The organism is Salipiger bermudensis, from assembly GCF_020171625.1.
Taxonomy (GTDB): Bacteria; Pseudomonadota; Alphaproteobacteria; order Rhodobacterales; family Rhodobacteraceae; genus Salipiger; species Salipiger bermudensis_B.
Map to the genome: position 1 here is coordinate 1 of NZ_JAIUZY010000009.1, position 12544 is coordinate 12544.

Genomic DNA, 12544 nt, shown 5'->3' on the forward strand with positions numbered 1-12544 from the left:
CTGACCGGATAGCCCCGCTCGGTGATCTGCGCGACGGCGTCTCTCTTGAAATCGTCGCTGAACTTGGTGCTGCTCATCATGGCCTCCTCGCCTCAAAATTAGCAAAGAAGGCGTCCACGATACACGGGGCTATTCAGTCCGCGGTTGAACTACCTGTCGTGCTGATGGAAACTCGGCAGGTGAAAGGCGCCTTGAAGGCCATGCCGATCAAGACGGACCGCCGGGATGCGGAAGGGATCGCACGCCTGCTGCACCTCGGCTGGTCCCGACCGGTTCACTGCAAATCAGTCTCCGCACAAGAGGTCCGCGCTGTGCTCAACGCCCGGAAGGCCGTGCAGCAAGGGTTCATCACGCTGGAAATGTCACTGCGCGGGCTGCTGCGGAACTTCGGCCTCAAGGTCGGCACCATATCGCGGAGCCGGTTCGAACAGCGGATCCGCGAACTTGCGGCAGGCAATCCGATGCTAGTAGCGGCAACCCAACCCATGCTTCGCGCACGGGCAGCGCTGCGGCGAGAACTGGCAGGCCTTCGCCATGTCCGCCAACTTGCTCATGACTATCCGGTCTGTCTGCGCCAAATGTCGATGCCCGGGATTGGCGTGGTCGTCGCACTGACCTACCGATCTGCGATCGTTGATCCCGGTCGCTTCACATCCTCGAAAAAGGTCGGGCCGTGGGTCGGTCTGACGCCATCTCGCAACCAGTCTGGCGAGCGCGACATCTCGGGCGGGCTCACCAAGGCGGGCGACGTCAACCTGCGTCGTGCCCTGTGTCAGGCTGCCACCGTCATGATGCATCGCGGGCGGGCAACATGGCTGCGAACCTGGGCGGCGAAACTCGCGCGCCGCCGGGGCACCAAGCGCGCAATGGTTGCGCTGGCCCGACGTATCGCCGTGATCCAGCACCGGATGTGGAAGGATGACACCGACTTCCGCTTCGATACGCCGGTGCTTTATGCCGGTTGACGACACAGCTTCCAGACTGCTGCCCGCCTAATCGCGGGCCTTCGAGGTCCCCACGGGACGCGGTTCCGGTGATGCCGTGCTCGGGACTGATACCGACCATGTCGAGCACGCCAATGAGATGGGCACACCGGAATTGCATTGAACCAGCATCATGTTGGCAGCCACCGCGCCGACCACGGACCGAAGCATGTACCCGGGTCGATCTCAAAAGAAGGCCGCCGAATAGGGAAGCGGATCAACGGCTCAAAGGACAAGTCCCCGGTTAAGCGGGACATTTGACATGTGCGAAAGACCTTGACTGGGACGCCCCTGCTACCGAAGTCCTGACCCTAGGTAATGGCAGGCTGCTCGATCGATCCGGTTCATGCGCAAATGCCTCTCGTTCGAGCGACGACATCAGCCATTCGCTCATCGTGCGGCAGTTGGAAGTTCCGGCTCACTCCCGACCTTCGCTGCGGCTCGCGCGCGTCTGACCCGCGGACGAACCCGGCTTTGAAGGCATGGCGCGATGGGGCTGAGGTGACTTGCCTCTCCACCAGCTTTCAAAAGCGCTCTTTCCCAGCGCCGGTTTCCACTCGGGCGACCACGGACATGCCCGGCACCAGACGCGCGGTGAAAGGTTGGTCCGGGTCGATCGCGATCCGCACCGGCAGCCGGTGGGCGATCTTGATGAAGTTGCCGGTGGCGTTCGAACTGCCGAGAATACTGAATTCCGAGCCGGTCGCGGGAGAGAAGCCGTCGATCCGCCCGGTGAGCCGCGCGCCGCCCAGGGCATCGACCGTGAAGCTGACCCTCTCTCCGACAGTCATCCCCGCCACCTGCGTCTCCTTGAAGTTGGCCACGATCCACTTGCGCTCGGGCACGAGCGAGGCCAACCGGGAGCCGGGCGTGACGTATTGTCCGACCCGCGCGGAAACTTCCCCCAGCTTGCCGTCAACCGGCGCGAGGATACGGGTGCGCTCGAGGTTGATCCGGGCCAGATTGACGGCGGCCTCAGCCTGTTCCACCGCGGCCGCGCGGGACTGCCGTTCGACGGCGACGGACTCGACGTTCTGCCGCGCGGTCTCGGCCTGCGCCTTGGCTTGACGCAGCGCGGCCCGGGCCTGGTCGAAGGTGAGTTGCTGGTGTTGCGCGTCACGCTCCGTGATGACATCCCGTCCACGCAATTCCGTCGCCCGATCAAGGTCGACGCGGGCCACGTCCAGTGCAGCCTGAGCCGAGTCTACCCCGGCCTCGGCGGATTCGACGTTGGCCTGCGCAGAGAGGCGCTCCTGCCGGGCGCTTGCGAGGCCGGCGCGCGCGGAGTCCAGTTGCGCCTCGGCTTGGGCGAGCTGCTGGGCATAGGTGGAATCGTCCAGCCGGATCAGCAGATCGCCCTTCTCGACGTCCTGGAAATCTTGGACCACGACCTCGGACACTTCGCCGGCCACTTGCGGCGCAAGAAAGGTCACCTTGCCACGGACATAGGCATCTTCCGTCATTCGGGCCGTGGGCTCGAACGGCGGCAAGCCCCAGGCATAGAGCACGCCCACCGTGCCCAGGACACCGACGGTGGCGGCGAGGACAGTGGCGATATGACGGGTGAATTTCGAAAGCATCTTGTAACCTCGTATCAAGCGGCCTGGGCCCGCGGCGTCTCCGCCAGCGGCGCGCGCTCTTCTGTTTCGATCTCTGCCTCTTCCGGAGCGGCAGTGGAGGCACGGACCTGCCATGCCTTGAGGGCCGCATGGCTCAAAAGCAGCGTCAACGCCCCGGCGGACGCGGCGGCGATGGTCAGGAACGCGTCGTTGTAGGCCATGACAGACGCCTGGGTCTGGACCTCCCCCGCCAACTGCGACGCAGCCTTGGCCGAGGCCAGGGCGGGATCCCCGAGCTGCGCCGACAGGGCGTTGCTCGTGGTCGCGAGGCGCTCGGCGACCAGCGGGTCGGTGACGGACAGGGATTCCGAGAGCCGCTGAACATGAAGCTGCTGGCGAACCCTCACGAAGCTGGAGAAGATTGCGCCGCCGAACATACCGCCGAGCTTCTGGGTCGTCAGGAAGACGATCACGAAAGTCAGGATGTAGTTCGGACCCTTGGCCAAGGCCGACATCAGGCCCGACAGCAATGCCGGTGGCAGGAACAGCGCCGAGGCCAGGCCCACCATCGCCTGCGACAGGTACATGTCCGAGGGGACGGTCTGTGCGGTCGAGCGCGCATCCATCAGGGAGCCCGCGATCAGCAGGGCAAGCGCGACGGTATGGAACTGAAACTCGCGCCCCGGCTTCAGCAGCACCGCGCAGATCGCGCCACCGAGCAACGTGGCCGCCATGACGACCAGCCAAAGGCCCTGCATTTCCTGGTTGAGCAGCCCCAGCGACCGGAACAGGCCCGCCGCGCCGGAGGTCTGTTCGCTCAGCACCAGCCGGAACAGCAGGATCGCAGCCGTGAAGTGCAAAATGGCGGGGCTGGCGAGCCAGCGGATATCCAGAAGCGGTTCGGCGCGGTTGAGCTCGATGCAGGCTGCGACGGCGAAGGCCGCGATGCCGCCGGCAAGCAGCAGGCCCAGCCAGGCGTGCTCCGTCCACCAGTAGATGGGGCCGGTCACGGCCGCCACGGCGAGACACCCGAAGCTTACCGCGATGAAGAGGAAAGAGATCACGTCGCCTGCCTCGATCTTCATCGGGGTGGGCGGGGTCTTCAGCGGCAGCAGGTAGATCAGGCCCAGCCCGATCGCGGCGAGCGTGACCTCCATGCTGGTCAGCGCATGCCATAGCCCGATCTCGAGAAGGTGCGGCGAGATCAACCGGGTGACCGGAGAGCCCATGAAGATGAAGGTCAGCGCCGCCGAGAGGCCGACATTCATCTTGCGCTGCGGCGGCAGGGGCTCGAGCATGTAGAGGAAGGCGAGCGAGGTCATCGGCGCGGCGGCGACCCCGGACAGGAACCGCACGGCAAGGTTGGGGCCGAACCCCTCGGCCGAGAAGTTCAGCAGCGCCGCAAGCACGAAGCAGACGATGGAGATTTCCGCGAAGCGGCGGATCCCGAACTGGCCGCGTATCTTGATCAGGGCCAGCGTGAGCGAGACGTTGGGCGCCATGTAGGCCGCGGTCAGCCAGGCGGTCTCGGCCTGGGTGGTCGCGAAGCTGCCCTGCAATTGCTGGGCATTGGCCGAGATCACCGACTGGCCGAAGCCCTGTGCCAGCGCGAGCACCACAGCGGTCGCGAAATAGCCGCAAGCGCGCCACGGCGGCATCGTCAGGCCTTGGGGCGGGGCTGCGGGCTCCTGAGCCTCGTCCGGGGTCTCCGGCGCTTCGCGCGGGACCTCTTCCGCGGCCCCCCCGCTCGGTTGCCGGTGCGCGCTGGTCTCATCTTGTGCAGCGCTGAGGGCCTGATCCCGCTGCGGGGTTTCGCTGCCTTCGGTCATGATCGCCCCGCCTTCGCGACGTTGTCGAGCATCCGGCAGACGACGCGATGCGTGATCGCAAGCTCCTCTTCCGAGATCCCCGCCAGGACCTCCGTACGCAACTGCGCAGTCAGAACCAGAACAGCCTCGGCCTGGCTTTGGGCCGCTTCCGTCAGGACGATGTGGCGCTGCCGGCGGTCGCCGGGAACGGCTTCCCGGCGCACCAAGCCGCCTGCCTCCATGCCGTCGATCAATCGCGCCATGGTCGGCGGTTCCACGTCCATCGCGTCGGCCAGCTCGCCCTGCGTCAGCGGACAGCTCTGCGTCAAGTGAAGCAGCAGCCGCGCCCGCGCTTCGGTCAGCCCGTATTCGCTTGCGCGGGCGTCGAAGAGGGTACGCACCTTGCGCGTCAGCGCGCCGAGCGTGCGGATGAGGCCTAGCTTGGGGTCTTCGGAACGGGACATCGCGATTCTATAGCCTGCTAATAGTTAGCACTGCATCTATATACGCGCTCCGAGGATTTCAATGCCAAAGCGAATATCAATGCTGCCGACCGTGGCTGCGCAGGGCATCCCACCAACCACGCCCGACTATCCGGTGCGAGGGTCCGAACCCCAAAGACGCATGGAAGGTCTCAAAGCCGCCTTGCGCCAGCGCGGCGCTCCGAGATGCCCGTCGAGAAGGTTCCGCCAACGCGCATGGCCCGAAGCCCACATTGGCCAGGATCACCGTTGCCGCAGCGCAGCTTCACCAAACCGAACCTTCTCGGCACCGCGTCGCACCGCCCATGGCGCCGAGGTCCGCAATGCGGACAAGGCGAACGTTGGTGTCACACTCATTAAGTTGCAATTAGACATACCGATCAACACTTGGGGGAACCCGCTATTTTTCGAAATATTTTAGGTTTCCGAGACGAGTGTCCCTCCGTCATCCGGAGCAGAGCACGCTGCGAGCTGAATGATTATTCTGCAACAAGCGGAGCTGAACAGCATTTTGATAAGAGATTCGAAGTCATCTAGCAGAAAATCTGGGAAGTAGGCGGACTGCAGTAGCTTCAAGTTTTCGTCCAACTTACGGACCTCTCCATTTTTACGGCTGAGGTCCCACTCGTGAGCACAAACATTTCGAATTTCTCGTATTGCATGAAGGTGTTTAACAAGATCTTCATCAATCATTTCTTGAGAGTAGGCGCCTTTTATCCGAGCCTCAAATGTTTCTCCGCATTTTGTACCGTTCCCATATGTTAGATTTTTTGCGGTGGATCTTTCTTTTTGAGCTGCTGCGCAATGAACAAATTCAACATGGTCTCAACCATTGATCCCCAGACAAGTGCGATTGCTCGGGGCGAGTTCCTGGCGTTTTCGGCGTTTGCTTCAATTATGAAATCATGGACTTCTGGCCATGCTGATACCCACTTAGGTAGTGTCAGAGATGTGCCGTGATCTTCTGTGTATTGTGACGCAGCGTAGGGCTGAATCTCACCGAATTCACCACTCACACACCGTCTAAAAACCTCACGACCATGCGCCTCCGTGTCGCTCGGCCTTGCCGTGAATGGCAGCTCTTTTGAGTAGGCTGTGGTGCGTAGCCTGCAATTTATTGCGCTATGTTCGACATCGGCCCAAGTGGGCTCTTGCACCGAAATGATATCGAATTCCATCTTTGAACCTCTCACGACACCCAGACCTCAATTCCTCGGCGTTTTAACAAGAGCAAAAAATCTGTGTGGCTCCACCGAAATGCGGCGCCTAGTCCAAGTGGTTGTTGAACGTTTGTTGAAAGTCGTTGAGATCAGTCATTTGCTGCGAAGCAGAAATTGGTAAATTGGGCTCGAACCGGACTTTCAGCAGTGCTGCGCGCCGAACACCGAAGCGGGATGAGCGGCTTTCCATACGCGTTTGGCCCAGCGGGTCATGCTCGCGCATCTTTTCCAAACCGCGACACTCGGCCTGCATCATCTGTCGATGCTTGGCCCATCGGTCGGCACGTCGAGAGTGCGCTTGTAGCTGGTCATCACCACCGAAGTTCGGAAGCGGCGCACGTTGGGCTGGTCGAAGAAAAGACGCCGGGTGAGAGCTTCAAAATCAGCCATGTCGCGGGCAACGCAAATCAGAACGAAGTCACCCTCGCCGGTCACGTAATGGCACTGCTGGACCTGGGGTTCGGCGCAGGCGGTGCGCGCGAAGCCGTCGATCTGGTCTGGCCGCTCGCGCTCAAGTTCGACCGAGACGACGAAGGTCATCGCCTGCCCAAGTGCGGCAGGATCAAGCACCGCGACGGTACCCGTGATGACACCGTTCCGGCGCAGCCGGGTTAGGCGCCTTTGCACGGTGGCGACTGACAGTCCCGTCTCTTCAGCGAGCCGGTCGAGCTTGACCTGCCCGTCGCGCTGGAGGTTCGCGAGCAGCGTGCAGTCGGCAGCATCTAACGTCGGCGTCATCATGAGGAGATGGTAGCACGGATGGCGGCTTGGACGGAAATCTTTCTCGTTTTCCGAGAAACGGTGCCACAAACCCAGCATATGACTATGGCAAACTACGCTCATGACCCTACTTGACCCCGCGCCCGTGCGCGCCCGCCTTGCCCGATGCCCCAACCATGCGCCGACCCCGCTCCACAGGCAGAGACCAGGCGGGCGACCGCTCTGGATCAAGGATGAAAGGACGCGCATGGGGCTCGGCTCGTTCAAGGCCTTGGGCGGGGCCTACGCAGTGCTGCGGCTGATCGAGGCAAGAGGACGGGCCGACGTGACCTTCGTCACCGCGAGCGCAGGGAACCACGGACTGTCGGTCGCGGCCGGCGCACGGGTCTTTGGAGCGAAGGCCCGCATCCACATCGCGCGCACGGTGTCAGAGCACTTCGCCGACCGCCTGCGCGCCGAAGGGGCCACAGTCGTCCGCTCCGGCGACACCTACGAGGCTTCCATCGCCGCAGCGATCGCGGATGCCGAGGCGACGGGCGCGATCCACCTCGCTGATGGATCCTGGCCCGGCTACACGGAGCCGCCTCGGCTGGTCATGGAGGGCTATACCGTGATCGCCGAAGAGCTGCGGGAGGCGTTCAAGACCGCCGGGCCTGGCGCTGACGCCTGGCCCGACATCGTCTACCTTCAGGCGGGCGTCGGGGGTCTCGCCGCCGCGATGGCGGCGCGCATCCGCGCCGCCTGGCCCGTGCAGCCGCGCATTGTCGTGATCGAACCTGAGGCGGCCCCTTGCCTGCGCGAGAGCATGCGCGCGGGTCGCATCATCACGGTCGACGGTCCTGTTTCCAAGATGGGCAGGCTCGACTGCAAAACGCCGTCCCTTCTGGCCTTCGACATCCTGCGCGAGACGGCGGATGCGTTTGAAACAGTGTCCGAAGCCGAGGCTGCGGCGGCCTTCGAGCTGATGGCAGCCGAGGGCCTTGCAACGACGCCCTCGGGAGCGGCGGGCGTGGCGGGCTGGATGCGGATGGGCGGAGAGCGCCCGCTCGTGATCCTCAGCGAGGGTCCGGTCGCTGGCTGACCCGACCTTCGGCGCGACCGCAATGCGTCCGAGCAGCCAAATCAACCTGATTGCGGCATTTATGGAAACGGGCGCGAACCGGACATCCGCTGCGCATCGCCCGAAGGTCTGCAGACCGCCGCGACCGATCGAACAGCCCCAGCCCAGAAAAAACCTGGCACGGAGGGCCGTGAGCAGACGTCGGCAGCGTATCGCTTGAGGGGAAGCAATGCGGGACGGAGTTGCCGCTCGCTGCGCCATAGAGAACGGCATGTCTGAAAACTGTATGATCACTGCACGTCGACCACGTCGATAGGACCTCGGCGAGATGTCTTGCCTGTCGCGCAACGGAGCCGGTTCGGCGGCCCCTCACCTCGCGTGCGACAGGCCAACGAAGCGCGGGGCCTGTGGCGCGCCCACCTGCCACCCAATCCAGCTGTCGAGAATGTCGGCAACCGGGTCCCCGCAATCCGATGGCCATGCCGTCGCGCCAACAGGTTTCCATGTATGACCTGGCCGAAAAAAACTGGAGAGGCCCCTAGCTTTGCTGTCCATGGCTCATGCGCCGCGCGCCTTCGAAAACCACGGGGTAAAAGAACCAGCCGGTTCCGATGGCAAGCAGCGGCAGGGAACAGCTTGCCTGCTTGTCGCGTTGAACGCCCAAACGAAAGGCGTCTGACATGAGTAAAATCCTAATCGGCAGCGCCTTTGCGCTTGCACTCTCCTCCACATCCCTGGCTGCGGCCCCGATCCACGCCGAGCGCGGCTTCGCTGAAGCAGTCAGCCCCCAACACCTCTGGCTTGCCAAGGGCAACAATGGCAACGGAAAAGGCAACGGCGGCAAGCCCGGCAAAGGAAACGGCCACTCGGGCAATGCCTCCGCGAAGCCGGGCAAAGGACATGCTCAGGCGGGCAACGGCAACGGCAACGGCAACGGCAACGGCAACGGCAACGGCAACGGCAACGGCAACGGCAACGGCAACGGCAACGGCAACGGCAACGGCAACGGCAACGGCAACGGCAACGGCAAGCCCGAACATGCAGGCGGCGGGAAGGCCAGGGCAAAAGGCAGCGATGTCACGCAGGCGGCCGGTGGCAAGGGCAATGGCGCCAAGGGCCGTCGCGGCTTTTCCGAAGCAGAGCGCGAGAGCGCTGTGCGCCGCCTTGTCTCGACACCGGCACCCGATGGACGTGATATGACACGTGTCTTGGGCGCGACGGCGCTGGCGTTGGCGACACCGCAGATGCTTGTATCAGACATCCCCGAAGATGAATTGATCACCTACCGCAACTGCCCCCCGGGCCTTGCCAAGAAAGACCCGCCCTGCGTGCCGCCCGGCTTGGCCAAGAAGGGCGTGACCTATGACGACTGGGCGTCTTACGACGAAGATCGGTACGATGATCTCTGGCTCGAGCGCCGCAACGATTGGCTCGGTTCAGATTTCGATGTCGAGCCGGATCCCGAGTACCTGTTGCTCCAGTCGGACCAGATCGCGGACCTCTTCGATCTCGAGCCCGCTCCGGATGGCCGGCGGTATGCTCTGATCGACGGCATGCCAGTCCTCCTTGATGACGACGACTACCGGTCTTTGCTTCTGGTGAACCAGCTTGCACAGGTGAGAGATATATCTGACGGTTCCAGCATTGCACCGGCTGCAGCCCTGACACAGCGTGAACTGATCGACCTTTATCGTCTGCCGCAGCTGGATACTGGCAGCAATTATGCGGTTCTGAATGGCCAGATCGTCGAATTGCAGGACTCGGAGTACGAACTCCTTCAGATGCTTCGTGTCGCGCGGGCTGTCTCGTAAGACCTTTCGAATCCTGTAGATCGGGGCGGAGACACGCTCGCCTTCGCCATTAGGAGCAGCCCCATCCGTCGGGCTGCTCCTGAGCTTTCGTCGACCATCGTCTCTCGTCTCACGTCTCAGTCCAGCGTCGCCGCGAGATCCTCGACGCCACAGGATCCGTTTAAGGCGCGCATATGCTGTGCGACCGCGCCGGGGTATTGGCCATAACTTCTGGTATTGCGGCCCTGACCCGACCGTCACGCCAGGCTCAGCTGATGACCGCTCCCAGCCTTTCGTGACAGTCGTGCAGAGCGCGGCGCACGAACACCCGCACGCCAAATCGGGCGGAGAGCGGTTGCTCGCTGCGCAGCCGAAGCTCCTTCGCGGGCCTGCCGAAATCGGCACGGAGCGGTTGGCAGCTCAGTTTCGCAGAGTGTCGCTTCAAAACCGCGTCGCACTCCGTTCGACCAGATCAATCGGATCGGTAGACACAGGCGGGCAGTCTACAATGCAATGACCGGAAGGCGTCACTCCACCAGGTGGCGTCCGACGATCGGACGATAGCCGGCGCCGAGCGCGCAAGCTTTGGTTCCCAGCGTGCCGGCGACGATCTGCGGGCGGTGGATACCCCTTGCGTCCCAGTCCGAGACGAGGGCGTTGACCCGCGACACCAACGTCTCCCGTACTTCGGAGGGAAAGCTGCCGTCGATGACGACGACGGGAAGATCGAGGACGGCCACGAGGGTCATGCTCGCCGCCGCGAGCTGGCGGGCCGTCTCTTCGATCCAGCTCGCCTTCAGATCGTCGAAACCGACCCAGGCGTCGGGCTTCAACAGCGACGCGCCCTCCCCGGGACTGCGCGCATCGAGGCGACGTTCGAGACTGTGGATCGAGGCGAGCTCGACCATCTGCGTCATGGCACCGTCCACCCCTGGCACGGGCAGCGACGCCAGCGCCCCGGCATTGCCGCGCGTCCCGAGATAGAGGCGCCCGTCGAGGACGATGCCGCCGCCCAGGAAGGCGCCGACATAGATGTAGCCGAAATCCGGCAGGTCTCGCGCCGCGCCGAAAAGATGCTCGCCGTGGCAGGCGAGCGAGCCGTCATTGCCGACGAAGGCGGGCAGACCGAGCGCCTCGGAGAAGGCCTCTTGCGCGGGGAAGTCGCGCCAGGCCCGCATCTCGGCCTGCGGGGCGTCGAGAAGATCCAGCCAGTTCCACAGGTCGAAGGGCATCCCGATCCCGATCCCAGCGATGCGCTCTTGCTGGTCCGGCGTGAGGATCTTGCCGAACGCCTCGAGCCCGCTCCGCGCGAGGTCGAGGCACAGGGAGGGCGTCGGATAGGCATAGGTGGCCGTGCGCTGGCCCAGCACCCGGCCCTCGAAATCGATGAGGATCAGGTCGGACCGCCGCCGGCCGATCCGCAGCCCGATCGAGAACGCGCCGTTCGGGTCGAGGCTGATTGGCCGCGACGGTTTGCCGATCCCACCCCGGACCGGCGCGCCGCGCTGGACGAGCCCCTCGGCCTCGAGCTTGCGGGTGATGACCGAGGCCGACTGCACCGAAAGGTCCATCCGCCGGGCGACCTCGGACGCGGGCGTCGGCCCCTCCTGCCGCAACAGGTTCAGGATCGCCCGTTCGTTGGCGCTGCGCTCCTGCGCGGCGGCCAAACGATCTTGCACAGCATCGTCCATATCGGCACCTCCCTCCGATCACTTTTGTAAACTAGACTTCGTAAATCAAGTTTAGAAAAGCATTGACGAGCGCTTTTTCGATGGTCCATGCTTTGTCTGCCGGCAGGAGGAGTCGGCCGCCTACGGCAGTTCGGCAGGTCTGACCCGTCGCACCCGGGCGCAAAACGTCAGGAGGAGACATCATGAAATACGCAACGGCACTCACGGCCATGGCGCTTGCCGTGTCCGGCGGCGCGGCGATGGCGCAGGACCAGACGACGGCCTGCCTGATCACCAAGACGGACACCAACCCGTTCTTCGTGAAGATGCGCGAAGGCGCGCAGCAGAAGGCCGAGGAGCTGGGCATCAAGCTGATGAACTTCGCCGGCAAGTATGACGGCGACCACGAGACCCAGGCCCAGGCGATCGAGACCTGCATCGCCGCCGAAGCCGACGGCATCCTGCTGCTGGCCTCGGACACCTCGTCGATCGTGTCCTCGGTCGAGCAGGCCCAGCAGGCGGGGGCCATCGTGATTGCCCTCGATACGCCGCTGAGCCCGGCCGATGCGGCGGACGCGACCTTCGCGACCGATAATTTCCGCGCCGGTGAGCTGATCGGGCAATGGGCCGCCGCCAAGCTTGGCGATGAGGCCGAGAACGCGCGCATCGCGTTCCTCGATCTGAACGTCAGCCAGCCCACGGTGGGCGTGCTGCGCGACCAGGGATTCATGCAGGGCTTCGGGATCGATATCAAGGATGCGGCCCGCTACGGCGACGAGGACGACCCGCGCATCGTCGGACACGACGTGACGCAGGGCAACGAGGAAGGCGGCCGCCAGGCCATGGAGAACCTGCTGGCGAAGGACCCCAACATCAACGTGGTCTACACGATCAACGAACCCGCCGCCGCGGGGGCCTATGAGGCGCTCGACTCGCTTGGCCGCGCCGATGACGTGCTGATCGTGTCGGTCGATGGCGGTTGCCCGGGCGTCCAGAACATCCGCGACGGGGTGATCGGGGCGACGGCACAGCAATATCCGCTGGACATGGCGGCCCTCGGGATCGAGGCGATCCACCAGTATGCGCAGGACGGCACGCTGCCGCAGCCGACCGAGGGCAAGGACTTCTTCGACACCGGGGTCGAGCTTGTGACCGACGAACCGGTCGAGGGCGTCACGTCGATCAGCGTGGACGAGGGACTGGAGCGGTGCTGGGGCTGACCCGGACCGCGAGACCCCAAGCCTGAAAGGGC

11 protein-coding genes and 2 pseudogenes are annotated in these 12544 nt (G+C 63.9%); 4 read left to right on the top strand and 9 right to left on the bottom strand.

Annotation, left to right across the window (positions count from 1 at the left end; translation table 11 throughout):
* Positions 1-149 precede the first annotated feature (149 nt).
* Positions 150-965: pseudogene (locus tag LCM15_RS15740) on the top strand (IS110 family transposase); the annotation flags it as partial.
* Positions 966-1507: 542 nt separating this feature from the next.
* Here the strand turns inward: LCM15_RS15740 and LCM15_RS15745 are convergent.
* The 7 genes and pseudogenes from LCM15_RS15745 to LCM15_RS15775 all read right to left on the bottom strand — a co-directional run bounded on the left by LCM15_RS15745 (position 1508) and on the right by LCM15_RS15775 (position 6895).
* Positions 1508-2563, bottom strand: coding sequence for an HlyD family secretion protein (locus tag LCM15_RS15745; protein ID WP_224858085.1), 1056 nt, complete (start codon positions 2561-2563; stop codon positions 1508-1510).
* 14 nt (positions 2564-2577) lie between these two features.
* Entirely contained in the window at positions 2578-4371 is a 1794-nt protein-coding gene (locus LCM15_RS15750) for an MFS transporter (RefSeq protein ID WP_224858087.1), read from the bottom strand.
* Positions 4368-4814, bottom strand: a complete 447-nt coding sequence (locus tag LCM15_RS15755; protein ID WP_224858089.1) for a MarR family winged helix-turn-helix transcriptional regulator — start codon at positions 4812-4814, stop codon at positions 4368-4370. Before LCM15_RS15755 ends, LCM15_RS15750 begins: the two co-directional genes overlap by 4 nt.
* Positions 4815-5249: 435 nt before the next feature.
* Positions 5250-5573: pseudogene (locus LCM15_RS22905) on the bottom strand (DUF4145 domain-containing protein); the annotation flags it as partial.
* A gap of 20 nt (positions 5574-5593) precedes the next feature.
* A complete protein-coding gene (locus LCM15_RS15765; protein WP_224858091.1) occupies positions 5594-6010 on the bottom strand; it encodes a hypothetical protein in 417 nt (138 codons plus the stop codon).
* Positions 6011-6098: 88 nt separating this feature from the next.
* The gene (locus tag LCM15_RS15770; protein ID WP_224858093.1) at positions 6099-6308 is read right to left on the bottom strand and encodes a hypothetical protein; all 210 of its coding nucleotides are present in this window, start codon (positions 6306-6308) and stop codon (positions 6099-6101) included.
* Entirely contained in the window at positions 6305-6895 is a 591-nt protein-coding gene (locus LCM15_RS15775; RefSeq protein ID WP_318246066.1) for an Lrp/AsnC family transcriptional regulator, read from the bottom strand. Before LCM15_RS15775 ends, LCM15_RS15770 begins: the two co-directional genes overlap by 4 nt.
* Here LCM15_RS15775 and LCM15_RS15780 point away from each other — a divergent pair.
* Complete coding sequence (locus tag LCM15_RS15780; RefSeq protein WP_224858095.1) at positions 6894-7853, top strand: pyridoxal-phosphate dependent enzyme; 960 nt, start codon at positions 6894-6896, stop codon at positions 7851-7853. The genes LCM15_RS15775 and LCM15_RS15780 overlap by 2 nt on opposite strands.
* 517 nt (positions 7854-8370) lie before the next feature.
* Here LCM15_RS15780 and LCM15_RS15785 read toward each other — a convergent pair.
* Entirely contained in the window at positions 8371-8514 is a 144-nt protein-coding gene (locus tag LCM15_RS15785) for a hypothetical protein (protein WP_224858097.1), read from the bottom strand.
* On the opposite strand from LCM15_RS15785, the gene LCM15_RS15790 reads away from it, so the two are divergent.
* Positions 8513-9643: a hypothetical protein gene (locus LCM15_RS15790; protein ID WP_224858099.1), complete on the top strand. Its 1131-nt coding sequence runs from the start codon at positions 8513-8515 to the stop codon at positions 9641-9643. The genes LCM15_RS15785 and LCM15_RS15790 overlap by 2 nt on opposite strands.
* 506 nt (positions 9644-10149) lie before the next feature.
* Here the strand turns inward: LCM15_RS15790 and LCM15_RS15795 are convergent.
* Positions 10150-11313, bottom strand: coding sequence for an ROK family transcriptional regulator (locus tag LCM15_RS15795; protein ID WP_224858101.1), 1164 nt, complete (start codon positions 11311-11313; stop codon positions 10150-10152).
* Positions 11314-11495: 182 nt separating this feature from the next.
* On the opposite strand from LCM15_RS15795, the gene LCM15_RS15800 reads away from it, so the two are divergent.
* A complete protein-coding gene (locus LCM15_RS15800) occupies positions 11496-12512 on the top strand; it encodes a substrate-binding domain-containing protein (RefSeq protein ID WP_224858103.1) in 1017 nt (338 codons plus the stop codon).
* The last annotated feature ends 32 nt before the right edge of the window (positions 12513-12544 follow it).

What these genes read in the sequence shown, in the direction of transcription:
- LCM15_RS15795 (WP_224858101.1), bottom strand. Translation starts at nt 11,313, where the DNA reads ATGGACGATGCTGTGCAAGATCGTTTGGCCGCCGCGCAGGAGCGCAGC.
- LCM15_RS15750 (WP_224858087.1), bottom strand. Translation starts at nt 4,371, where the DNA reads ATGACCGAAGGCAGCGAAACCCCGCAGCGGGATCAGGCCCTCAGCGCT.
- LCM15_RS15800 (WP_224858103.1), top strand. Translation starts at nt 11,496, where the DNA reads ATGAAATACGCAACGGCACTCACGGCCATGGCGCTTGCCGTGTCCGGC.
- LCM15_RS15790 (WP_224858099.1), top strand. Translation starts at nt 8,513, where the DNA reads ATGAGTAAAATCCTAATCGGCAGCGCCTTTGCGCTTGCACTCTCCTCC.
- LCM15_RS15780 (WP_224858095.1), top strand. Translation starts at nt 6,894, where the DNA reads ATGACCCTACTTGACCCCGCGCCCGTGCGCGCCCGCCTTGCCCGATGC.
- LCM15_RS15745 (WP_224858085.1), bottom strand. Translation starts at nt 2,563, where the DNA reads ATGCTTTCGAAATTCACCCGTCATATCGCCACTGTCCTCGCCGCCACC.
- LCM15_RS15755 (WP_224858089.1), bottom strand. Translation starts at nt 4,814, where the DNA reads ATGTCCCGTTCCGAAGACCCCAAGCTAGGCCTCATCCGCACGCTCGGC.
- LCM15_RS15765 (WP_224858091.1), bottom strand. Translation starts at nt 6,010, where the DNA reads ATGGAATTCGATATCATTTCGGTGCAAGAGCCCACTTGGGCCGATGTC.
- LCM15_RS15775 (WP_318246066.1), bottom strand. Translation starts at nt 6,895, where the DNA reads ATGAGCGTAGTTTGCCATAGTCATATGCTGGGTTTGTGGCACCGTTTC.
- LCM15_RS15785 (WP_224858097.1), bottom strand. Translation starts at nt 8,514, where the DNA reads ATGTCAGACGCCTTTCGTTTGGGCGTTCAACGCGACAAGCAGGCAAGC.
- LCM15_RS15770 (WP_224858093.1), bottom strand. Translation starts at nt 6,308, where the DNA reads ATGATGCAGGCCGAGTGTCGCGGTTTGGAAAAGATGCGCGAGCATGAC.